The sequence below is a fragment of the Pseudomonas fluorescens genome, assembly GCF_001648775.1.
Taxonomy (GTDB): Bacteria; Pseudomonadota; Gammaproteobacteria; order Pseudomonadales; family Pseudomonadaceae; genus Aquipseudomonas; species Aquipseudomonas fluorescens_M.
In genome coordinates this window covers 64,729-86,284 of record NZ_LVEJ01000023.1, presented here as the reverse complement: position 1 = coordinate 86,284, position 21,556 = coordinate 64,729, and the positions used below count along the sequence as shown (strand labels likewise).

Below are 21,556 nucleotides of genomic sequence, written 5' to 3'. Positions count from 1 at the left end.
AAGACATCGCGGTCGGCCCCCTCTCCCTCCGGGAGAGGGCTGGGGTGAGGGCGGCTCTCAGGGTTGCACCACCGCTCCCGGCACCAACGGCAACTCCAGACTGGCAATAAACCCACCCTGCGGATGATTGGCCAGCGTCAAACTCCCGCCATGGCGCTCCGCCGCCCTTCGCGCAATCGCCAGCCCCAAGCCATGTCCCGCCGCCGTCTGCCCCGGCGCCCGATAAAACGGTTCGCCCAACTGACTCAAATACTCAGCCTGCACCCCCGGCCCATGATCGCGCACACTCACGACAATTTTCTCGCCCTGACGCGAAGCCTGCATTTCAATGGCCTGACCTTGCGGGTTGAAACGCTGGGCATTGCGCAGCAGGTTGTCGACGGCGCGCTCGATCATGGTCGGCCAGCCCTTCAGATTCAGTTGCGGCTCGACATCAAGATGCACAACTTGCTCGGGCGATCCAAGCTTCGCATCCTTCTGCAACGTGCCGAGCAAGGCATTCAGATCCACCTCTTCAGCACTGGCGTTGTCGGCATCGACCCGCGCCAACACCAGAATTTCACTGATCAACGCTTCCAGCCGATCGCATTCGCGGGTCAGCCGTGGCCAGAGTTTTTCGCGTTCTTCAGGGTTGGCCCGTTCTGCCAATGCCAAGGCAATGCGCAACCGCGCCAACGGTGAACGCAATTCGTGAGACACGTCGCGGAGCAACTGACGCTGGCTGCCGATCAGGCTTTGCAGGCGTGCGCCCATGCGGTTGAAATCGGTGGCCAGCACGCCGAATTCATCGCGGCGGTTGGCCAGTTTCGCCAGGCTGTTCTGCTGATAGGTCGTCTGCCCCAGATCATGCACCGCGCCGCGCAAACGGCTGAGCGGGCGGGTGATGGAGAAGGTCACCAGCAGGCTGAACAGGGTCAATACCACCAGCGCGATGCCCAGCGCACTCAACGGCCAGAGCAGGCTTTCGCGATGCCAGGCGTCGAGTTCCGGGTGCGGGATACGGTAGATGAACAGGTAAGTGTCGCCGGTTTTCTCACTGGTGAATTCGTCGGTCAGGCGCCGCCATGGCAGGCGCCGGTCATCGTTGTTTTGCCGCGCTTCGAAGGCAGCGGCGCGACGCGGGAAGGTGCCGCGCACCACCGGGTCGCCGGATTCGTTCAGCACCTGAACGTCGATGTGATATTGGCGTTTGCGCTGTTCGAGGATGTCCTGAGCGGCTTCTTCGCCCTGGGCTTCGTAGGATTGCGTCCATTCGCTGGCGAGGGTGTTGAGGCCCGGATGGCGGCTGAGGATCCACGCGTCCTGATTGAGCATGTGCCCGAGCAGAATGGACAGGCCAGCCACCAGAGCGATGGCCAGCCAGAAGCTCGCGAGAATACGCCAGAACAATGAACGCACAGAAAATCCTCAATCAAACACAAATCTAAAATGTGGGAGCGAGCCTGCTCGCGAAAGCGGTGTATCAGACACAAATGAGCTCACTGACACGCTGCTTTCGCGAGCAGGCTCGCTCCCACATTTGATCGAAAGCAAGAAACCCGACGGGGTGAGCCGTCGGGCCTGAAGTCAGATCATTATTGCGCCTTTTGCGGCTGTTGCGCTTTCCACGCCTTGAACTCGGCCCATTCGGCGCGACGCTCGGCCTGTTTCTTCTGGATCTCGTCGAATTTCTTCTGTTGATCCGGTTTCAGCACCGCACGCACATCGGACTCGGCTTTCTTGTGGTTGGCGGCCATTTCGTCTTTCAGGGCTTTCTGGTCAGCTGGCGAGAGTTTTTCCAGGTACTTGTCGACCACTTGCTTACGCTCATGCATCTGCTCGCCCATGATCTTGCGGATCTGCTCACGCTGTTCGCGGGACAGGTCGAGTTGGCTGTACGGGCCTTTGCCGTGCATGCCGTACATCTGACCGCCGTGGCGTGGGCCGTCGAGCGGGCCACCCATCGGGCCGCCATCTTGCGGCATGGCCATGGCGACGGTTGGCAGAGCGGCAGCGAACATCAGAGCGATAAGAGTCTTGCGCATGGTGTATCTCCTTGTCTCGTTCCCGGTACGTTCCGGATGAGTTCAGATTACGGAGATCAAGGTCAGCGGCGGTCAGCACTGCGTAAAGCTTGGGTAAAGACGCTTCGTCATCAGCCTGACAAAACAATTGTGGCGAGGGAGCTTGCTCCCTCGCCACAGGAATAAGCGCTTTACAGGCTGTAGTAGTAACCGCGGCTGCGCAGGGCGACGATGCGCGGGCGGCCGTCGGGGTGCGGGCCGATTTTCTTGCGCAGGTTGCTGACGTGCATGTCGAGGCTGCGGTCATACAGCGTCAGCTTGCGGCCGAGGGCGATCTGCGCCAGTTCCTGTTTGTCCAGCGGCTCGCCGGGCTGCTTGAGCAGGGCTTCGAGCAGACGGCTTTCGGAAACGGTGAGGGTCAGTTCTTTCTCATCGATGCTGACCACGCCACGCACCGGGCTGAAGCTGAGATCGCCCAGTTCAACCTGTGTCGACACCGCAGCCGGGTGACTGCGGCGTAATACCGCGCGCAGGCGGGCGGTCAGTTCACGCGGGTCGCACGGTTTGGCCAGGTAATCGTCGGCGCCCAGTTCCAGGCCGAGGATACGGTCCAGCGGTTCGCCGCGGGCCGAGAGCATCAGCACTGGCAGATCGGCGTGATCGTTGCGCAATTGCTTGAGCAGTTCCAGACCGCTGCCGTCGGGCAGCATCACGTCCAGCACCACCGCCGCCGGGGCCGATTCGGCCAGTGCCTTGCGGGCGCTCTGGCCATCGTGGCAGGCGCGCACCTGGAAGCCTTCCTGGCTCAGCCAGCTACTCAGGAGTTCGCACAACTCCTGGTCATCATCAATCAGTAACAGCTCGCTCATGACTCACTCAATTTAGCCATTGCCGACGTTTTCGGCTTGCTCCACTGGCAAAGATACCGCAGAGCAGCGCCAATAGCGCTACTCCCGCCCCCGTAACGAACCACTGCTGCTGATCGGTCAACAGACGCGGCAGCGGGCTGGCCTGGGCTTCCTTGAGTTGCAGCTTGAGGCGCTGGTTCTCTTGGCGCAAGCGGGCGAGCTGAGCGCTTTCGCGCGCGTTGTCGGCATTTTGCAGTTGTTTGTTCAGTTCTTCCCGCTGCTGCTCACTGGCCTTGAGGCGCTGTTGCAACTCGGTGATCTGGCTGCCGGCACTTAACGACAATGGCGTGGAGTTGCCGCCTTCGGTGGTTTCCTCACCATGGGCGGGCGCCATGATCGACAACGTGACCAACATCAGACACAACGGACCCTTGCGCATCGCGACACCTGCTTCCAAATGGATATTGGGCAGGTTGTCGGCAGGCAAACGAGAATAATGAGCGATTGAGAACGCGATGAACCGAGAAGGTTCATCGCGTGGGGAAAGGGTTACGGCAGGACTTGCTTGAACGGCTTCACGACGACGTTGGCATACACGCCAGCAGCGATGTACGGATCAGCATCAGCCCACGCTTGCGCGGCGCTCAGCGAATCGAACTCGGCGACGATCAGGCTGCCGGTGAAACCCGCTGCGCCCGGATCATTGCTGTCGACAGCCGGGTGCGGGCCGGCCAATACGATGCGGCCTTCGCCCTTGAGCGCTTGCAGGCGTTCCAGATGCGCAGGGCGTGCGGCCAGGCGTGCTTCCAGCGAGTTGGCGACGTCGGTGGCAATGATTGCGTAGAGCATGTCAGTCCTCGGTTTTTGGTGTTGTTGGGGTATCGGCATCGTGCAGGTGGCGCGACAGGTAAATGCCCTGTGCGACCAGGAACAATACGGTCATGCCCAGGCTGCCGAACACCTTGAAGTCCACCCAGTAGCTTTGGAAGGTGAAGGCGACGAACAGGTTCGCGGCGCCGCAGAACAGGAAAAAAACGATCCAGGCGATGTTCAGGCGGGTCCAGACCGGATCCGGCAGGGTCAGCGCGTGGCCCATGATGCGTTTGATCAGCAGGCGGTCACCGATGAAGTGGCTGCCGATGAACGCGAGGGCGAACAGCCAGTTGACCACCGGCGCTTTCCACTTGAGGAAGGTTTCGCTGTGGAAGGCCAGCGTCAGGCTACCGAACACCAGGCAGGCAATCAGGGTCAGCCATTGGCTCTTTTCCAGCTTGCGCTGTTTGATGAACAACGCGCCGTACACCACCAGGGAACTGATGATCAGCATCGCCGTGGCGCTGTAAATACCGCCTACAGTCACTTCATGGCCAGCGATGTCGACGACCCGTGGATCAAGTTTGTAAACGATGAAAAACAGCAGAAGCGGGATGAAATCGATGAATTGTTTCACAGTGAGAGCCAGAAGCTGGATGTGGCGGCATAATAACAAACATATGGGCGCGCGATAGCGCCAGCTGATTTGAGGTTACAACTCTCCGTGAATGTAGATTTGCACTGCCATAGCACGGCCTCCGATGGCGCTCTGGCGCCAGCGGTTCTGGTTGCGCGTGCGTTCGAAAACGGCGTGCGAGTCCTGGCGTTGACCGACCACGACACCCTTGAAGGCCTCGCCGAAGCGCGTACGGCCGCCAATGAATTGGGCCTGCAACTGGTCAACGGCGTCGAATTGTCCTGCACCTGGGGCGGCGCGACCATTCATGTGCTGGGCTACGGTTTCGACGTCAATGCCGCGCCGTTGGTCGAAGCCATCGCCAAATTGCACGATGGCCGCTGGCTGCGGTCGGAAGAAATAAGCCGCAAGCTCGCCCTTAAAGGCATGCCCGGTGCCCTCGACGGCGCGCGCAAAATCCAGCAGGAGCTGGGCGACAGCGGCAACGCCCCGGCCCGTCCGCATTTCGCCGACTGGATGGTGCGTGAAGGTTTTGTAAAGGATCGCGCCGAGGCCTTTCGCAAGTGGCTCGGCGCCGGCAAGCTCGGTGACGTCAAATTGCACTGGCCGACGCTGGAAGACACCGTCGGCACCCTGCGCGCCGCCAATGCCTGGGTCAGCCTGGCGCATCCGTGGCACTACGATTTCACCCGCAGCAAGCGCCGAAAGCTGATTGCCGACTATATTCAAGCAGGCGGGCATGCGATCGAGGTGGTCAATGGCCATCAGCCTGCGGAACAGGTCGGCAGCCTGGCAATCCTTGCCCGTGAGTTCGGTCTGCTGGTCAGCGCCGGCAGTGACTTCCATGGCCCTGGCGGCTGGTCCGAGATCGGCCAGTACCGGCCGGTTCCCGAGGACCTTCCACCCCTGTGGTGTCGGTTCAAACATGACACAGATATTGCCGCCGTCTGAACAGGTAGAAAATGTGAGTCAATTTTTCCAGATACATCCGGAAAACCCACAAGCGCGCCTGATAAAACAGGCGGTCGAGATCATCCGCAAGGGCGGGGTGGTGGTTTATCCCACGGACTCTTCCTACGCCATCGGCTGCCAGATCGGCGACAAGACCGCGATCGAGCGCGTGCGCCGTCTGCGTCAGCTCGATGAAAAGCACAACTTCGCGCTGATCTGCAGCGACCTGTCGCAACTGGGCAACTACGCCAAGATCGACACCGGCACCTTCCGTATTCTCAAGGCGCATCTACCGGGGCCGTACACCTTCATTCTCAACGCCACCCGCGAAGTGCCGCGCCTGTTGCTGCATCCGAAAAAACGCACCATCGGCCTGCGCGTCCCGAGCCATCCGATTGCGTTGGCGCTGCTGGCCGAACTCGGCGAGCCGCTGATGAGCGTGACGCTGATCATGCCCGGCGAAGAAGATCCGTTGAGTGATCCGTACGAAATGCGTCAATTGCTCGAACACCAGGTGGACTTGATCATCGACGGCGGTTTTGGCGGCATCAAAGCCTCTACCGTGATCGACCTGACAGGCGATGACCCGGAAGTGGTCCGCGTCGGTTGCGGCGATCCGACGCCGTTCATGGTCGAGGCCTGAATGTCCGCAGTGGAAACCGTTGCCGATCCCCAGGCCGGCGCTCAGCAAGAGTTGCCGTTTGCCATGGTCTATGGCCAGGCGGTCATGGAAATGCCGCTCGACCTGTACATCCCGCCGGATGCGCTGGAAGTCTTTCTTGAAGCCTTCGAAGGCCCGCTCGACCTGCTGTTGTACCTGATCCGCAAACAGAACATCAACATCCTCGACATCCCGGTGGCGGAAATCACCCGTCAGTACATGGGTTACGTCGAGTTGATGCAGTCGGTGCGCCTGGAACTCGCTGCCGAGTATCTGGTGATGGCCGCGATGCTCGCCGAGATCAAGTCGCGCATGCTCCTGCCGCGTGCGGAAACCGTCGAAGACGAAGAAGATGACCCACGCGCCGAACTGATCCGCCGCTTGCAGGAGTACGAGCGCTTCAAGGCTGCCGCCGAAGGCATCGACGGCTTGAGCCGCGTTGGCCGCGACGTCATCGTGCCCAAGCTCGATGCCCCGGAAGCCCGGGCGCGCAAGCTGTTGCCGGATGTCGCGCTGGAAGAGATTTTGATGTGCATGGCCGAAGTGCTGCGCCGTGGCGATATGTTTGAAAGCCACCAGGTCAGCCGCGAGGCGCTATCCACCCGCGAGCGCATGAGCGATGTGCTGGAACGGCTCAAGGGCGGCGGTTTTGTGCCGTTCGTCGAGCTGTTCACTGCCGAAGAGGGCAGGCTGGGTGTGGTGGTGACCTTTATGGCGATCCTTGAACTGGTCAAGGAATCCTTGGTCGAGCTGGTGCAGAATGAGCCGTTCGCCGCGATCCACGTGCGAGCCCGAGCCGAATAACGAGTCGAAACATGAACCTGACTGAACCCCGCGAGCTGGCGCCCCTGCTTGAAGCCTTTCTGTTGGCTTCGGGAAAGCCGCAATCCCTTGAACGCCTGTTCGAACTGTTTGAAGAAGGCGAACGGCCGGAGCCTGCGGTCTTCAAAAAAGCCCTGACCCTGCTGGGCAAGTCCTGCGAGGGCCGCGCCTTTGAGCTCAAGGAAGTCTCGTCGGGTTATCGCTTGCAGATCCGCGAGAAGTTTTCACCGTGGGTTGGCCGACTCTGGGAAGAACGCCCGCAACGCTATTCCCGTGCCTTGCTGGAAACCATCGCGTTGATCGCCTACCGCCAGCCGATCACCCGTGGCGAGATCGAAGACGTGCGTGGCGTCGCGGTGAACAGCAACATCGTCAAAACCTTGCTGGAACGTGAGTGGATCCGCGTCGTTGGCTACCGCGACGTGCCGGGCAAACCGGCGATGTTTGCCACCACCAAGATGTTTCTCGATCACTTCAACCTGAAGAACCTCGAAGACCTGCCGCCATTGGCCGAACTGCGCGAGATGGAGACCGACCCGGTGCTCGATTTCGACGACGCGCCGGTGCCGCAAGGCTTGCAGGAGTTGGCCGACGCCAGCGCCGAGCCGGAAGAAGAGAAGGAAGAAACCAGTTTCCACACCTTGCTGTTGGAACTGGACAGCATGGAAGAGGGGATCAAGACCGACTTCGACGACTTGCTGCGCGATGCGGCGGACGGTGAAGTGCCGACGGTTGATGCAGAAACCGAGACTGAGTCTGAGCCTGAGCCGCAGATCGCCGAGCCAACCATCGAAGTTGAACTTGAAGCCGAGCCAGAAGCCGAACCGGAAGAGGACATTCTTGGCGTCGCCGAAGCCCGCGAGAAGCTGTTGGCCGCCGTCGCTGCCCTCGAACAACACGCGCCCGAACCCGAGCTAAGCGAAGAAGAAGCCGAAGCCCGTGCCCTGGCCGAAGCCATCGAAGCCGAACGCCGCGAATTCGAAGACTGATTACGAACAACTGTGGGAGCGAGCCTGCTCGCGAATGCGGTGTGTCAGACAACGATGATGTCGACTGACAGGGCCCTTTCGCGAGCAGGCTCGCTCCCACAGGAAACGGTGCATATTCGGAGTGAGTGATGAGTTCCACCAAAGACCCGTGCATCAGCCTCTGCAAGTTCACCGACGACATCTGCCTCGGCTGTGGCCGCAGCAAGCGCGAAATCAAAGCCTGGAAGAAACTCGACAAGGACGACAAGCGCACTGTGCTGGCCGAAGCCGCGCTGCGCCTGATCAAACTCGGTGGCGCCGGTCGGCGGAAAAAGAAATAACTGCCAATCGATCAGCTAGTCTCTGATGCGCGACGGCGCACATCCGCGTATGATTCGCGACCCTTCGCCGATCCCTTCGGCCGAGAACCCAGATTTCAATGCTTCAGGCGCCCAATTCAGAGCGCCTGAACAGACCACACCGGGAGGTGCCCAGATGAGCGACATCATTCAGAAAGACGACCAGGAAATCGGCCCAGCAGGCGAAAAGCTGCAGAAAGTCCTCGCCCGTATCGGCGTCGGCTCGCGCCGTGACGTGGAATCCTGGATCAGCCAGGGCCGGATCAAGGTCAATGGCAAAGACGCCACCCTCGGTCTGCGCGTCGACATGCACGACGCCATCACCATTGATGGCAAGGTGATCAAGCGCGAAGAAGCGGCCGAATCGGTACGCCGCGTGATCATGTACAACAAACCCGATGGCGAGATCTGCACCCGTGACGACCCGGAAGGCCGTCCGACCGTGTTCGACAAGCTGCCGCGTCCGAAAGAAGGTCGCTGGATCAACATCGGTCGTCTCGACATCAACACCACCGGTTTGCTGATGTTCACCACCGACGGTGAACTGGCCAACCGCCTGATGCACCCGTCCTACGAGATGGACCGTGAGTACGCCGTGCGTGTACGCGGTGAAGTCGATGACGAAATGATCGAACGCCTGAAGGCTGGCGTGGTGCTGGAAGACGGCCCGGCCAAGTTCACCGACATCAAGCAGGCACCGGGCGGCGAAGGCTTCAACCACTGGTACCACTGCGTGGTGATGGAAGGTCGTAACCGTGAAGTTCGTCGTCTGTGGGAATCGCAAGGTCTGGTGGTCAGCCGTCTGAAGCGCGTGCGTTTCGGTCCGGTGTTCCTCAACTCCGACCTGCCGATGGGCCGCTGGCGCGAAATGAGCCAGTACGAAGTCGACATCCTCAGTGCTGAAGTCGGCCTGACGCCGGTGGCGATGCCGCAACTGAACGCCAAGAGCAAAGACAAGCTTGAGCGCATGCAGCGCAAATCGTCGCGCCCGATGGGCAAGACCGAGCGCGTGCGCACGCTGCGTCCAGCCGCTGGTGCGCCGACCGGTCCACGTCCAAGCCGCGAGCCGCAGATCGAAGGTGAGCGTCCAGGTCGCAAGCCAGTCGCCCGTGACGGCGAGCGCACTCCGCGTCCGGCCAACGGTCGCACTGAGCGTGGCGAGCGTGGCGAGCGTGGTGCGCCTGCCGGTCGTGGCACGCCTGTGGCGGATCGTCCTGCGGACACCACCAACAAGCGCCCGGCCAAGCCTGCGCCAAAGCGTCCGGGAATCAAGCTGGTTGACGGTGACAAGCCGTCGGGCAAGCGCCGCGGCGCACCGGCCGGTTCCGGTCAGCGTCCGGGGTTTGGTCGCAAGAAGCCGGAATAAGGCAGTTGTGAGCTTCTAGCGGCAAGCTTGAAGCTCAAGCAAAAACGCCAACCTCAGGGTTGGCGTTTTTTTTTGTCCGATGAAAGGTATATAGCGCCTGACCGGGCCTCTTCGCGAGCAAGCTCGCTCCCACATTGGAGCTGTGTCGTACACAAATCCCCTGTGGGAGCGAGCTTGCTCGCGAAAGGGCCGGTAGCGTCAATAAAGAAATCTTGGGCTAGAACACAAAGCGTCCGTCAAACACTGGCTTGTCATCCAGCGCCAACACCCCGCCCGAAAAGATCAGATCGAGGTGATGACTGCCCTTGGCGCCACCGCCCAATCCCAGATGCAACCCACAATGCCGCTCCTCAAATCCGGCATTGCGCGCATACAAATCCTTCACGCCTTCGTTAGTACCAATCCCCAGCTCCTCAATGCGTCGGTTCGACGGATTCGCATCCAGATACTTGTTGAAATCATGCTCCAGCCCCGGCACGTCAGTGGCGATGCGGCTGATGGTCGAGTTCTCGATCCACAGTTCCAGCGGCGACTCCAGCACACCGTACTTGCGCGCAAACGGGATGGTGCTGAGGAACGTGCCCTTGAACTTCACATGGCCGTTGATGCTTTCGCTGTGCGTGGCGATTTCGCCGGGCGCCAGGTCGAAGTTGCCGACGCCGTTGATGTCGGTCCACTTCTTGATGCTGCTCAGCGGCGTTTCAAACCATGAGCCGTCGTCATCCTTGAAACTCAACGTGGTCGCTTGGGACATGCGCTGGATCAGGTGACTGTTGAGCCCGGCGATGCGCTGCGGGGTAACGCTGAAGGTGTCGTAGAAATAATCGCCGTAATCCTTGAACAGCAGCGACTTCTTCCAGTTTTCCGCCATCACGCCTTGCAACGCGCGGACGAACTCCGGGCCGTCGGGGCGCGGGTTGGGCAGGGTGGAAGAGTCGTAGAAGAAAATGTATAGATCGCTGTCGATGATTGCCGAAGTCAGCGTTGCGGTGCTTTCCAGGTCCAGTCGTCGGGCGCTGAACTGGAAACGTGGATGATCGCCAGCCTGTTCGGCGATGGCGCCGGTCAGCGCTTGATAATCAGCCGTGTGGCCGAGCAATACCTTCGCCGAGTCGAGGCCGGCAAGGGCAGGGTGATGTTCGAGGTAGTAAAGGAAATGCGAGATCGCGCGGGGCTTATCCATGAGTCCTCCCTGACTGACCGTGAAGAAAGCGGCAGGCACGACCGGCCGGATCGTGCCTGCCCGGGGATGTCTTACAGAGGCCACATCGCCGTGCCGAACGGAACCACCGCGTCGGCTTGCATCATTTCCACAGCCGCCTCGTGGGTCGGTGCTTCAAACCATTCGTCCAGTTGCAGTTCGGTATCCAAGTCTTTTTCCAGTGCTTGCATGGTCGATCTCCTAGATGACTTTCACGGTTGTGACTGGCCGGTCGAGGTGGCCGGCAAGACGTGAAGAACCTAGTTCAGGGACTTTTGTAATGCAAAAAATTATTCATTTAATTTTTAAATAGACTTTTTATTCTGTTTTTTCGTTGAGTTTTTCTCATTTAAAAACAAAAAACTAAGTCGGCGTTTTGCTTAGCAAGCCAGCTACCGTCAATTTGCAGACGTCTGACAGAATTTTCTGAAATGGAAACTCTGCGTTACGCCTCGTAAAGAAATATTTACGAAAAAGCCGCTGAAACCGAGTGAACCCCGGCGTCCGTGAGCGCTGTAAGGAAAAGCTGCCGAAGCCTGCACCACCGCGGGCTGCAAAAGGCTCTGGCGCGCTTGTTTCAGCGCCGTTTGCAGGGTGAGATGCGCCCCATGCCTGTCGTGCAGGTGCATAACAAGAAGGAGGCGCAATGAACGCCGTGACTGATCTCCACCTCTCTCCGTGGGACGGTTTTTTCCTCGTCCACGCCGATGGCCTGCAAAGGCCTGACTCAATTTTTGCAGCCGCTCGAGTGTCTCGAGGCGGACACACGCAATCCCGGCAACCATCACGCTGATCCAGCGGGGTCTGGCAGCAGGGGGTTAGCGGTGTACAATGCGCCGCGTTTTAACTGTGACCCTCTGCGTGATCGCGCAAATCTCAAGGCTATCCGCCTTGTTCACTCCGTGGCGCCACAAGCGTTTCGGGTTCGATTTCGTCACAGATAAAAACAAACAGGTGACGCATGACCGTTGTAAATAAGCTGAACTCCTGGTGCCTGCGCTGGGGTTTGATCGGGGCTGCCTGAAATCGCAACCTTGCAGCAACGTCTACTGAACATCATCAAACCTTGCGTGAGACCTTTTTCATGAGTGGACAACCCTCGCAATCAGGCGAGCTGAAACGCGGCCTGAAAAATCGCCATATTCAACTGATCGCCCTCGGTGGCGCGATCGGTACCGGATTGTTCCTCGGCTCGGCCGGGGTACTGAAATCCGCCGGCCCGTCGATGATCCTCGGCTACGCCATCTGCGGCTTCATCGCCTTCATGATCATGCGCCAGCTCGGCGAGATGATCGTCGAAGAGCCGGTGGCCGGTTCCTTCAGCCATTTCGCGCACAAATACTGGGGCGGCTTTGCCGGTTTCCTGTCGGGCTGGAACTGCTGGATTCTGTACATTCTGGTGGGCATGTCGGAGCTGACCGCGGTCGGCAAATACATCCACTACTGGGCCCCGGACATTCCGACCTGGGTTTCTGCGGCAGCCTTCTTCGTGTTGATCAACGCGATCAACCTGGCCAACGTCAAAGTCTTCGGAGAAGCCGAGTTCTGGTTCGCGATCATCAAGGTCGTGGCGATTGTCGGCATGATTGCGCTGGGCAGCTACCTGCTGGTCAGCGGCAATGGTGGCCCGCAGGCTTCGGTGACAAACCTGTGGTCGCACGGTGGTTTCTTCCCGAACGGGGTGAGCGGTCTGGTGATGGCCATGGCGATCATCATGTTCTCCTTCGGCGGTCTGGAAATGCTCGGTTTCACCGCTGCTGAAGCCGACAAGCCGAAGACCGTGATCCCGAAAGCGATCAACCAGGTGATCTACCGGATCCTGATTTTCTACATCGGTGCACTGGTGATTCTGCTGTCGCTGACCCCGTGGGACAGCCTGCTGGCAACCCTCAACGCGTCCGGCGATTCGTACAGCGGCAGCCCGTTCGTGCAAGTGTTCTCGATGCTCGGCAGCAACACCGCCGCGCACATCCTCAACTTTGTAGTCCTGACCGCCGCGTTGTCGGTGTACAACAGCGGCACCTACTGCAACAGCCGCATGCTGCTGGGCATGGCCGAGCAGGGTGATGCGCCGAAAGGTCTGGCGAAGATCGACAAGCGCGGTGTACCGGTGCGTTCGATTCTGGCTTCGGCGGCGGTGACGCTGGTCGCTGTGCTGCTCAACTACCTGATCCCGCAACACGCGCTAGAACTGCTGATGTCGCTGGTGGTTGCAACGCTGGTGATTAACTGGGCGATGATCAGCTTCTCGCACTTCAAGTTCCGTCAGCACATGAACAAGACTCAGCAGACGCCGCTATTCAAGGCGCTGTGGTACCCATACGGCAACTACATCTGCCTGGCGTTCGTTGCGTTCATCCTTGGCGTGATGCTGTTGATCCCGGGCATTCAGATCTCGGTGTATGCGATTCCGGTGTGGGTCGTGTTCATGTGGGTCTGCTACGTGATCAAGAACAAGCGCGGTGCGCAGCAGGCCGTGCACGCGGCAGGTGCTGCCAAGTAAGCGCTGATGCAGAAACACAAAACCCGGCCTGAGTGCCGGGTTTTTTTATGGCCGCAAATGTTGGGGCGCTATTGATAGTCGGTGAAAGGATAGTCCCTGCACAGGGTTTCGACCTCTGAGCGAAACTGCGCAAGGAGCAGGGGCTCCAGGGTGTAATCCTGTTCGCCGAGCGGCGCCACGGTATTCAGAATCCGCACGATCAAATCGACGATCTGGCGGCTGCCGTGGACATCGACCCGGCGTTGCGCCAGAGCGCCCGTGCCAATACGCAGTCCGCTGGTAACCAGTGCCGAGCGGGGATCGTCGGGTACGCGATGTTTGCTGACAATGATCCCGCAGTGCCCCAGCGCCGCCTCTGCGATGGCGCCGGTAATACCGCCACGCAAGCGAACCAGCACCGTATGGTTCTCACTGCAGTCGCCGACCACTTCATAATCCTTGGCCTGAAACGCTTTGGCCATTTCATCCGCCGTACTGCGGATCTGCGCCATGCAGGCATCGAATGCTGCGGACATTGCGTAACCCAGCGCGGCAGCCTTCGCCGCGATCATATTGGCGGCGGGCGCACCCTGCATTCGCGGATAAACGGCTTGCTCAAGCAGGCGACTGAAGGTGGTCCGCAAACCGGGAATCTTGGTGTTCGCATCAGCACCGCTGAGAATCAGCCCGCCGCGAGGACCGGCCAGTTGCTTGTGCGTGCACGTGACGGTGACGTGGGCGGCATCGATCGGACTTGGGTGTCGTCCGGTGGCGACCAGCCCGGCGATATGCGAAATGTCGGCGAGCAGAATAGCCCCGGCTTCATCGGCAATTTCGCGAAACCGCTGGAAGTCCACCACGCGCGAATAGGCGGTGGCGCCGCAGAGGATGACGCGTGGGCGATGGGCGAGTGCGAGCAGGCGTACCTTGTCGTAATCGATCAAGCCGTCCGCTGTCGTGCCGTACTGGATCGCCTTGTAGTAGGCGCCCGAAAACGCAGCGAGGCTGCCATGCGTCAGATGACCACCGTGTTCCACTGCCATGCCCAGCAAGGTATCGCCCGGCTCTAGCAAAGCGGTGAGCACTTGGTAAACAGCGTTCGACGCCGAGTGGGGCTGCACGTTGGCGTATTGAGCCGCGAACAGTTGCCGAGCCCTGCGGATGGCCAGTGACTCAACCAGCTCGACGTTCTCGCACCCCGCGCTGTGGCGCTTGCCCGGCATGCCTTCAGCCGTCACGTTGACCAGCACCGAAGCGGATGCCACCAACGTTCGAGGCTGCACTGCGCAGGACGATGAGATCAACGAAAGGGTCTGCTGTTGACGCGTGACTTCAGCCTCGAGAATGGCTGCCAGTTCGGCATCTTCTGCGCGAAGGCCCGCGAGGCCACGACGCAACAAGTCAGCCTGGTGCTTGAGCGGTTCAGTAATGACTGCCATTGCTTGATTCCTTCCCTGGTTTTGCGTGATAGGCGCACGTCCGTGCTTGCCAGATCTGTACAGGCGAATCCGTGTTTTGACCGCTGTGCGCGCAAAACTAAACCCTGTACAGGCCTCCCGTTTTTTCGTCCTTTCATTCTCGAGAATGGGACGCGGGATTGACGCATCATAAATTTTTCACTGAGGAACGCCACAGAATTAATCAGAAAAATGAACATTCTTCAAAGAAAATGATTCTTTTTGTAGTCGCTGCGGGTGTAAAACAGGCGTTGCCCGGTGCCGATTTTCAGGCTCCGGGTGAAAGGCAGCAGGAACTGACGAGTCAGTACAGAGGCTGAAAGGATCTTGCAAGTGGGCGGGAGGCAGCCTGGGAAGGCTGACTTTTTATACCGAATCCAAGGAGGGAGAGTGCTATGATCTCGCGCGGCACTGACAGGGATAAAACTGCAATTTCCTACCTCACTTGTGTATGTCCGGAATGATCATTCGGGGCGTCACATTGATTGCAGTTAACAACGGATGGTAAGCATGTGATACACAGAAGAGAAAGATCGGAGAATCTGAAAAACAACATCAAATACCTGATCAAGAGTCGCGGGGAAACTCAGCTGTCCCTGTGCAACTCCAGTGGTTTGACCCGAACGACCATCTACAACATCCTTGAAGGCAAGGTGGTCAATGTCCAGCAGTCCACTGTGCGCAAGATTTCTGATTTCTTCGGCGTGTCTTACGAAGAAATAGAGACGATTGATTTTGAAGAAAAGGAAATCATCGAAAGCAGTATTTCGCCACAGGGGAATATGAATCCGGCCGCTGTTCCGGTGATTAAAGAAAGTATGCTGCTGCAAAGTCTGGATAAAAGAATTGGCGAGTTAGCCACTATCTATCCATTGACTTACTACTTTGGCGCGTCCTTTAACCTGATTGGCGTGCTTTTGGAAAACGAAATCAGCGGCCTGAATGAACCCGGCGATCTATTAATCGTGCAGAAAGGAGCATCGACCAGCGACAGGGAAAAGCTGGTGTATGACAAAATCACAACGAAGTTATCTATAAGCCATGAAGGCAGCTTTGATACGGATCGTGTATGCGTGATCGGAGATGTAATCGAGGAACGATTTAATGGATTGCAGTGTTGAGTTGGAAAACAGCAAGTACAAGTTGCTGGGTTTTGAAAATGGAAAAAGCTTGGCCGTCATCATGGTCATCGCGACAGGCAAAATAATTAAAATAAAGCTAAGTGAAGTGTTGAATAGTGAGATTATGGATAATCTGAATAAAATCGAAGTGAAAAACCTCTACAAGAAGTTTTACTCCCAGGGCGGCGCACTCACCGCTTACGAAATCAATGACCGGCATGAGAGTTCCTGGATGATCTACATCATCCTGAACCTGATGCTGTTCACGCTTTACATCTTCACCAGTATTGCTGCGACAAAACCGATCTATCTGGAGTATTTCGATATTGTCGTGACGCCGGGCACCTTCCTCTATCCGCTGACGTTTCTGATCGTTGACTTGCTCAACGAAACGTTTGGCCTGAGGCTCGCGCGAAAAGCGATTCTGTTCGCGTTCATCAGCAACGCCGCAATTATCATTCTGCTGGCCATCACTACCCATCTTCCGGGCCTGCCGGGTTGGAAACTCGATGGCGCTTATAACGATGTTATCAGTCAGTTGTCCGCAGTCCTTGTAGCGTCTTCTGTATCGTTTCTGGTTTCCGAGAATATAAATTCGTACCTGTTGTGCAAGATTAAAGAACTCACAAATTCCAGATTTCTGTTTTTGCGAGTATTTTTAAGCACATTGTTTGCTGTGATCATCGACAGCTTTCTATTCTGCTACATCGCCTTTTACGGGACGATGGAAAACAGCGCGATACTGGGCATGATCTACGTTCAGATCGCAATCAAGGTAGGTTTTGCCTTCTTTAATATCTTGCCGGCCTACGGGGCACGGTCTTTGTTCAAGAAATACCTGACGGGTGCGCAGACGCAGTAAGCAGAGAAGGGCGCTCACTCAGCATGCTTGAGTGAGCGCTTGTTGTTGCAGTATTACTTTAAGCCAAGTTTCTCTTTCAAGCGTTGAGTGACCTGCACTTTATTGTTCAGGAACTCATTCAAGCCTTTGGCGCGAAGATTACAGGCGTCGCAATCGGAACATCCAGTGCCCTTGATGCCGTTGTAGCAAGTCAGTGTTTCTTCGCGAACCAGATCCAGTTGATGGTGGTAATCAGCCAAGGCCCAGGTTTCTGCCTTGTTCAGCCACATCAATGGCGTATCCAGTTGCAGTTTATAATCCATGCCTAATTCAAGGGCTTTATTCAAGGCCTTGACGAACTCGTCCCGGCAATCGGGATAGCCCGAGAAGTCGGTTTCACAGACACCGGTAATGACCGTTTTGGCCTGGACTTGATAGGCATAGATAGAAGCCAGGGTCAGAAACAGAATGTTCCGCCCCGGAACGAAGGTGCTTGGCAGGCTCTCGCCGGAGCTGTTCACGGTCGGCACCGGAATGTTATCGCGGGTCAGGCTGCTGATGGCCAGTTCATTGAGCAAGGACACATCCAGCGTTTTATGCACGGTGACACCGAGCTTTTTCGACAGCTGCTGCGCCACTTCAATTTCCGCGTGATGACGCTGACCATAGTCGAACGTGATGCAGTGGACTTCATCGTAGTGGGTCAGGGCGTGGATCAAACACGTGGTGGAGTCCTGCCCGCCGCTGAATACGATAACTGCTTTGTTGGTCATGGTTATGCTTCCTGCATTGAGGTCTTGAGGGCAAAGGTGGAGATGATACTCGAAATAGGGATGGAGTTCGGTGCAGAGTCCAGAGGCGCGCGCGCGAGCAGCTATCTTAAGGTGGAGTGAGGCTTCAGTAACTGAATAATAGGCATGTTAAATAGCAAACGTTTTTAGACCGTTGCTAAAAGCAGAGGGATTTAAACAACTGGTACGGCGCCCGGTGTGGCCAGCGCCACTTGCTCACCGCACTTGCGCCCAAACACTAGCTTTTCCATCGCTTCGACAAAAGTTCTGCCCTGCAGCCAGAACCCGTCATGAATGAAACTCATGGCGTAGCAGCGACCTTTTTCGTCCATCAACAGTGCAGCGTGGCCATGATGAATTTCGGCGATGTTCACCAAGGTGCTGCCCAAGCGTTGCTGCCAAGCCAAGAAGTCTTCATCTCCATGCATGTGCTCAAACTTGCCAAACACTACATCGCTGGTAGCGCAGTCTTCGCCTGTGCCGCAGGTGCCGACGGTCAGGCCGGCCAGTTGTTCGAGCAGAGCAGCGGCTGGATGCTCGCGCGGGACGAAATCCGGCAATGGCTCGATATGGGTGACAGGCCAACCGGCAGCCAGGAACAGTGGGTGGAGAGTCTCGGGAAGTTCGATCAACGGGTGCATTGGGAGCGTCCAGGCGTAGGCAGCGTTCTGCATTAACGGTCTTTTTTCATTGCACTGAATCGTTTGTCAACATCCAGCCGTACCAGGATACTTTATCTCTGAAAGATGCCCCTATTTTAATGGGCTTTTTCATGATAACTATTTCCCGGATTTAGCTTGAGCCTCGCCTACAGCATATAAAATATCAATTAGAGTTTTAAGATTTTTTCAATTTTCTTCATGACGACCGAATCTCGCTTTGAGTGCCTGGCAATTATATCCAAACCCAGAGCAATGCCTTCCTTCCCCTCATGCGTTGATTTTTTAAATGTTGTATCAAACACATTAATTACAGATGCGCGGTCAAAATAACGTGCGAGCATATCTCCCATAACCCAACAAAATTCCAAGTTAGTATATTTTGGGTAATTATCTCGTATGGTCTCCAGCAATTTTTGCTTTCGCTCCTTCGACAGCCTTTCTGTATCCGTTGAAATATTCATCAGAAATACATCCATTCCCGGTTTATTGAAAAGCTCTTCGGTCGATAGTATTTCTATAATCAGGTCAAAACATATTTGAGGGAATGTATCATGCCCCATTGCCAGTCGGTCATATTCAGTTGCGAGCTTCATTATCCGCTTGCGCGCGCCCTTGCCCCTTATCCCATACAGTGTATTTCTTAACTCTTTCATTACAAGTTCTTCATTTTTTAAATCAACGGTATATTGATGTTTTTTTGATTGGCGGGAGCAGCAAAGGTATTTCTGTGCGCCTGTTGATCCCGCTTTCTGGAGCAATTTTGGGTAATGGCTTTTTTGTAAACTAGTATATTGGGAGTTCAGTTGGATTATCGACCATAATCAAGTCCGCTGACTCGCCAGTAATACTGAAAAATTCGTCGAAAAAATAATTTAAATCGCTGGAGAAGACATCAAAAGCACCATGTCTATACTCGCCTGAAATTTTAGCGATCGCGACATATTGGCAGGAGTTTTTGAAAAGTTTATATGTCTCTTGGTTTATGGAGAAATTATCGCTCTGCAAGAAAATAGTTAAGGCGGGAGGCGTCGGTTTTTCCACGCTTCGATGCCTTGATACTATTTCATGTTTTTTGACGTCAACTTCGTATCGTCTATGCGCATTCACTGCGCGCTCGAACCACCCATCTTTGTCTCTAAACATAAAAAGTGGCATGTAGTGAAGTTCTTTGCTTGACGGTGGCTGAAGCTCTCCATTTATGTCGATGTAGTAGCAATTGCTAATTAGGGATTTAATCGCAGCAGCGCCCTCCTTAGATTTGTCGAACCCGATGGAGCCGTTTTTACCAACAGAGGCTAGCACTGCGAAATCGTCATTAATTTCCGCAGGGAGATTCCTAATGCGACTGCTAGAGGTTTTTTTGAAATCATCGAATTTTGCCCGATAACAAATAACAGAGGCTGAGTAATCGGCGTTCATTTTTTCAAGGACTTGACAGATTTTTGATTGATTACAATGACGTCAACATGTCTTTTGTGCGAAAAATTTCCGAGCATGTCTTGTAGATGCATGTGCTCTAACTCGTTGGTCTCCATTTCGTACGCAGCATTGATCAAAAATAATCCTAAGCTTTTTATCGTTGCAGGATCTGCGAGAATTGAAATTTCATCCAGTTTGATGCTTTTGCGTTTTCCGATAGAAGATCCATAAGCAGTGAATTTTTTTAGGTTTTTCATGATTTAATTGTGGGGCTCTACAGTTCTATATTATTCGAATGGTTCGTTAATGTCGGTTTGAAGGTCGTGTATTCTGCTTGCTAATATTTTTTTGCTCAATGTTATGATGTCAAGATAATGGCTGGCGCTCATCTTTTCATTAAAAATATTGTTTCTTCCCCAAGGCTTCAAAGCTATATAACTATCACCTGCTACACTAAAAAACGCACCCATGTCGCCATCGAACGCTTCAATTCCGAGAGGCAAGCAGGAGTGTCTAATATCACTGTTGATAAGTGACGAAAGTGTTTGCTCCAGTTTGTCTGGCTCGCAATCAATTGAGGTGTGTTCTTCAAGTCGAAAAATTAGATCTTCGAGAGCTCCAATCAGATTTTTCCCTAAGATGACTTGTTCGAAGTCGCCAATGGTTATCGACTCAAAAATAAAGCAGCAACGTGTGAAGATGTACCGTTTATCTTCCGATAAAAATATATCAACCTTAATATGTAGGTCAGTCATTTCACTCTCCTGCAATAGCAGTATTTTTTCATTGCGCTGAATCGTTTGTCGACTTCTGGTGGTACTGTGATGCCACGATTCTGAGAGGTGTCTCCAATCCTCAACCCCAAGCGCTGCCCGGCCTGGAGTCTCTATTGGTTTACCGCATGTGCATGTCGACCTAAAGTTTTTCAATCAAACGATTAAACGCACGTGAGCAGCCTCGTTGCTTTGCATCTCTGATCATCGAATCGTGAGTGGACGGTTCAAACGTTTCGCGAACTGCTTTCTTTGCTATTTCATTGAACTGCACATTATCAAAATCACACTCTACTGTTGAAACCATATAAGAATTGCGCTTGGACCACTGGTCAAACCTTATGACGATTTTTTCATCGAAAATCAGTGCCCCATCACTTTTATCCTCGAAGAAAAAGAACACCATACGATTCGTATCGACATGCCCCATTGATGTAGCAAATGGCTGTTTTCTCAAAAGCGATGTCAGCCTTACCCCACCTGCAATACCAAGACCTCCCCCCAAACTCTCACGCGCAAAAAAATACTGCTTGAACACTACCGTTATTTTTCTACGAAAATAAGGAACGTCGTATGCTTTTTCGAAAGAATGAAAACCATTCGGATCGCCGATCAATTCAAAACCGGCGCTTATGAAATCCGACTCGGAAAAGCTGTTCAACCCAAAAATACTTGGCTGAAGATTACCCGACCCCTCTATGAACAACTCAACAAGCTGATGAAAATCAGTAGAAACCATATATGGGTCAGGACTTTTTGTAATCTAATATTGTGTTAGTTCAGGCGGATTATCAACCCTGAGGCACTTTACTTGGTTCAAGATGAACGGCTCGCGGATCAAGAACAGATGTTAGGGTGCCGATCTTGTTAGGGGTAGACGGTGTATGTTGGTTTTTTGACCATATGATCCACCCCCTATATGCTCCGCAAGATCTACTTCAAGTTCGCACAATCAAGGCTTTCTTTCTTTGTAATTACACTCCGCCACTCTTGCAACGTTCTCGCTTTCATCATTGAGCAGCTTTTCAAGAATTTCGATAGGTGTTTTTCTATTTGCAGCTATTGCACCTCTCACCACGGAGCACGGGTCCAGGGAAAGTCGCTCGAACAATGCAAATGATAATTTTCGCTTGGATGCAACGAAACGTCGGATACTGGCATCGAACGCACATAGCTCTTCAAGAATTTCCAGTGGTACTGTTTTATTGTGAGCCACCCATCTTCTATACTCAGGAAATCTTTCAATTACTTCGCGCCACACTGAAAGAGGAGCCTCTTCCATTGCTGCTCGATCATAATCGACTTTTATTTCACTATCGCGCAGCGCGACAAATTCTTCAGCAGACGTAATCATTTTGCATCCTTGCACTTCAGAGATTTA

Annotated in this window: 27 protein-coding genes; 10 read left to right on the top strand and 17 right to left on the bottom strand. The window is 55.2% G+C overall.

Going from position 1 to position 21,556, the window contains the following annotated elements; translation table 11 throughout:
- Positions 1 to 57: 57 nt before the first annotated feature.
- The 6 genes from A8O26_RS20520 to A8O26_RS20495 all read right to left on the bottom strand — a co-directional run bounded on the left by A8O26_RS20520 (position 58) and on the right by A8O26_RS20495 (position 4,301).
- Complete coding sequence (locus A8O26_RS20520) at positions 58 to 1,398, bottom strand: sensor histidine kinase (RefSeq protein ID WP_064119590.1); 1,341 nt, start codon at positions 1,396 to 1,398, stop codon at positions 58 to 60.
- Positions 1,399 to 1,574: 176 nt separating this feature from the next.
- Positions 1,575 to 2,024, bottom strand: a complete 450-nt coding sequence (locus A8O26_RS20515) for a Spy/CpxP family protein refolding chaperone (RefSeq protein WP_064119589.1) — start codon at positions 2,022 to 2,024, stop codon at positions 1,575 to 1,577.
- Positions 2,025 to 2,194: 170 nt separating this feature from the next.
- Positions 2,195 to 2,872, bottom strand: a complete 678-nt coding sequence (locus tag A8O26_RS20510; RefSeq protein ID WP_064119588.1) for a response regulator transcription factor — start codon at positions 2,870 to 2,872, stop codon at positions 2,195 to 2,197.
- 7 nt (positions 2,873 to 2,879) lie between these two features.
- Complete coding sequence (locus A8O26_RS20505; RefSeq protein ID WP_064119587.1) at positions 2,880 to 3,290, bottom strand: hypothetical protein; 411 nt, start codon at positions 3,288 to 3,290, stop codon at positions 2,880 to 2,882.
- A 110-nt stretch (positions 3,291 to 3,400) separates the two neighbouring features.
- Positions 3,401 to 3,700, bottom strand: a complete 300-nt coding sequence (locus A8O26_RS20500; RefSeq protein WP_007919677.1) for a YciI family protein — start codon at positions 3,698 to 3,700, stop codon at positions 3,401 to 3,403.
- A gap of 1 nt (position 3,701) precedes the next feature.
- Positions 3,702 to 4,301 carry a septation protein A gene (locus A8O26_RS20495; RefSeq protein ID WP_064119586.1) on the bottom strand — a complete coding sequence of 200 codons (600 nt, stop codon included), beginning with the start codon at positions 4,299 to 4,301 and terminating at the stop codon, positions 3,702 to 3,704.
- A gap of 87 nt (positions 4,302 to 4,388) precedes the next feature.
- On the opposite strand from A8O26_RS20495, the gene A8O26_RS20490 reads away from it, so the two are divergent.
- The 6 genes from A8O26_RS20490 (at position 4,389) to rluB (ending at position 9,428) form a co-directional block, all read left to right on the top strand.
- Positions 4,389 to 5,252: a PHP domain-containing protein gene (locus A8O26_RS20490; RefSeq protein ID WP_064119585.1), complete on the top strand. Its 864-nt coding sequence runs from the start codon at positions 4,389 to 4,391 to the stop codon at positions 5,250 to 5,252.
- 13 nt (positions 5,253 to 5,265) lie between these two features.
- Positions 5,266 to 5,895, top strand: a complete 630-nt coding sequence (locus A8O26_RS20485) for an L-threonylcarbamoyladenylate synthase (RefSeq protein ID WP_155740674.1) — start codon at positions 5,266 to 5,268, stop codon at positions 5,893 to 5,895.
- 123 nt (positions 5,896 to 6,018) lie between these two features.
- On the top strand, positions 6,019 to 6,717 hold the full coding sequence (locus A8O26_RS20480; protein WP_172828192.1) for a segregation and condensation protein A: 699 nt from the start codon (positions 6,019 to 6,021) through the stop codon (positions 6,715 to 6,717).
- Positions 6,718 to 6,728: 11 nt separating this feature from the next.
- Positions 6,729 to 7,724 (top strand): SMC-Scp complex subunit ScpB, encoded by a 996-nt coding sequence (gene scpB, locus A8O26_RS20475; RefSeq protein ID WP_064119583.1) that lies wholly within the window; start codon positions 6,729 to 6,731, stop codon positions 7,722 to 7,724.
- A 128-nt stretch (positions 7,725 to 7,852) separates the two neighbouring features.
- Entirely contained in the window at positions 7,853 to 8,044 is a 192-nt protein-coding gene (locus A8O26_RS20470) for a DUF1289 domain-containing protein (RefSeq protein WP_007919669.1), read from the top strand.
- 154 nt (positions 8,045 to 8,198) lie between these two features.
- Positions 8,199 to 9,428: a 23S rRNA pseudouridine(2605) synthase RluB gene (gene rluB / locus A8O26_RS20465; protein ID WP_064119582.1), complete on the top strand. Its 1,230-nt coding sequence runs from the start codon at positions 8,199 to 8,201 to the stop codon at positions 9,426 to 9,428.
- Positions 9,429 to 9,645: 217 nt separating this feature from the next.
- On the opposite strand, the gene A8O26_RS20460 is transcribed toward rluB, so the two are convergent.
- On the bottom strand, positions 9,646 to 10,611 hold the full coding sequence (locus tag A8O26_RS20460) for a hypothetical protein (RefSeq protein WP_064119581.1): 966 nt from the start codon (positions 10,609 to 10,611) through the stop codon (positions 9,646 to 9,648).
- 71 nt (positions 10,612 to 10,682) lie between these two features.
- The gene (locus A8O26_RS29975; RefSeq protein WP_003222780.1) at positions 10,683 to 10,820 is read right to left on the bottom strand and encodes a hypothetical protein; all 138 of its coding nucleotides are present in this window, start codon (positions 10,818 to 10,820) and stop codon (positions 10,683 to 10,685) included.
- Between the two features lie 893 nt (positions 10,821 to 11,713).
- On the opposite strand from A8O26_RS29975, the gene A8O26_RS20455 reads away from it, so the two are divergent.
- Positions 11,714 to 13,132, top strand: coding sequence for an amino acid permease (locus tag A8O26_RS20455; RefSeq protein ID WP_034153251.1), 1,419 nt, complete (start codon positions 11,714 to 11,716; stop codon positions 13,130 to 13,132).
- A gap of 68 nt (positions 13,133 to 13,200) precedes the next feature.
- Here the strand turns inward: A8O26_RS20455 and glyA are convergent, their stop codons facing one another.
- On the bottom strand, positions 13,201 to 14,550 hold the full coding sequence (gene glyA / locus A8O26_RS20450; protein ID WP_064119580.1) for a serine hydroxymethyltransferase: 1,350 nt from the start codon (positions 14,548 to 14,550) through the stop codon (positions 13,201 to 13,203).
- Positions 14,551 to 14,708: 158 nt separating this feature from the next.
- Here glyA and A8O26_RS29825 point away from each other — a divergent pair, with 158 nt between their 5' ends.
- From A8O26_RS29825 to A8O26_RS20440, 3 genes are all read left to right on the top strand, one after another.
- Positions 14,709 to 14,888 carry a hypothetical protein gene (locus A8O26_RS29825; RefSeq protein WP_155740673.1) on the top strand — a complete coding sequence of 60 codons (180 nt, stop codon included), beginning with the start codon at positions 14,709 to 14,711 and terminating at the stop codon, positions 14,886 to 14,888.
- 195 nt (positions 14,889 to 15,083) lie between these two features.
- Positions 15,084 to 15,689 carry a helix-turn-helix transcriptional regulator gene (locus tag A8O26_RS20445; protein WP_064119802.1) on the top strand — a complete coding sequence of 202 codons (606 nt, stop codon included), beginning with the start codon at positions 15,084 to 15,086 and terminating at the stop codon, positions 15,687 to 15,689.
- On the top strand, positions 15,673 to 16,551 hold the full coding sequence (locus tag A8O26_RS20440) for a queuosine precursor transporter (RefSeq protein ID WP_064119579.1): 879 nt from the start codon (positions 15,673 to 15,675) through the stop codon (positions 16,549 to 16,551). Before A8O26_RS20445 ends, A8O26_RS20440 begins: the two co-directional genes overlap by 17 nt.
- A 53-nt stretch (positions 16,552 to 16,604) precedes the next feature.
- Here the strand turns inward: A8O26_RS20440 and queC are convergent, their stop codons facing one another.
- The 8 genes from queC to A8O26_RS29500 all read right to left on the bottom strand — a co-directional run bounded on the left by queC (position 16,605) and on the right by A8O26_RS29500 (position 21,529).
- Positions 16,605 to 17,303, bottom strand: coding sequence for a 7-cyano-7-deazaguanine synthase QueC (gene queC / locus A8O26_RS20435; RefSeq protein ID WP_007919656.1), 699 nt, complete (start codon positions 17,301 to 17,303; stop codon positions 16,605 to 16,607).
- A 191-nt stretch (positions 17,304 to 17,494) separates the two neighbouring features.
- Entirely contained in the window at positions 17,495 to 17,962 is a 468-nt protein-coding gene (locus A8O26_RS20430; RefSeq protein WP_064119578.1) for an SUKH-3 domain-containing protein, read from the bottom strand.
- A 188-nt stretch (positions 17,963 to 18,150) separates the two neighbouring features.
- The gene (locus A8O26_RS20425; protein WP_064119577.1) at positions 18,151 to 18,636 is read right to left on the bottom strand and encodes a hypothetical protein; all 486 of its coding nucleotides are present in this window, start codon (positions 18,634 to 18,636) and stop codon (positions 18,151 to 18,153) included.
- A gap of 130 nt (positions 18,637 to 18,766) precedes the next feature.
- Positions 18,767 to 19,402 carry a hypothetical protein gene (locus A8O26_RS20420; protein WP_064119576.1) on the bottom strand — a complete coding sequence of 212 codons (636 nt, stop codon included), beginning with the start codon at positions 19,400 to 19,402 and terminating at the stop codon, positions 18,767 to 18,769.
- Positions 19,399 to 19,659: an Imm32 family immunity protein gene (locus tag A8O26_RS20415; RefSeq protein ID WP_064119575.1), complete on the bottom strand. Its 261-nt coding sequence runs from the start codon at positions 19,657 to 19,659 to the stop codon at positions 19,399 to 19,401. Before A8O26_RS20415 ends, A8O26_RS20420 begins: the two co-directional genes overlap by 4 nt.
- A gap of 30 nt (positions 19,660 to 19,689) precedes the next feature.
- Positions 19,690 to 20,157 carry a hypothetical protein gene (locus tag A8O26_RS20410; protein WP_064119574.1) on the bottom strand — a complete coding sequence of 156 codons (468 nt, stop codon included), beginning with the start codon at positions 20,155 to 20,157 and terminating at the stop codon, positions 19,690 to 19,692.
- A 160-nt stretch (positions 20,158 to 20,317) separates the two neighbouring features.
- On the bottom strand, positions 20,318 to 20,914 hold the full coding sequence (locus A8O26_RS20405) for a hypothetical protein (protein WP_064119573.1): 597 nt from the start codon (positions 20,912 to 20,914) through the stop codon (positions 20,318 to 20,320).
- A gap of 213 nt (positions 20,915 to 21,127) precedes the next feature.
- Positions 21,128 to 21,529, bottom strand: coding sequence for a hypothetical protein (locus tag A8O26_RS29500; RefSeq protein WP_081265227.1), 402 nt, complete (start codon positions 21,527 to 21,529; stop codon positions 21,128 to 21,130).
- Positions 21,530 to 21,556 lie beyond the last annotated feature (27 nt).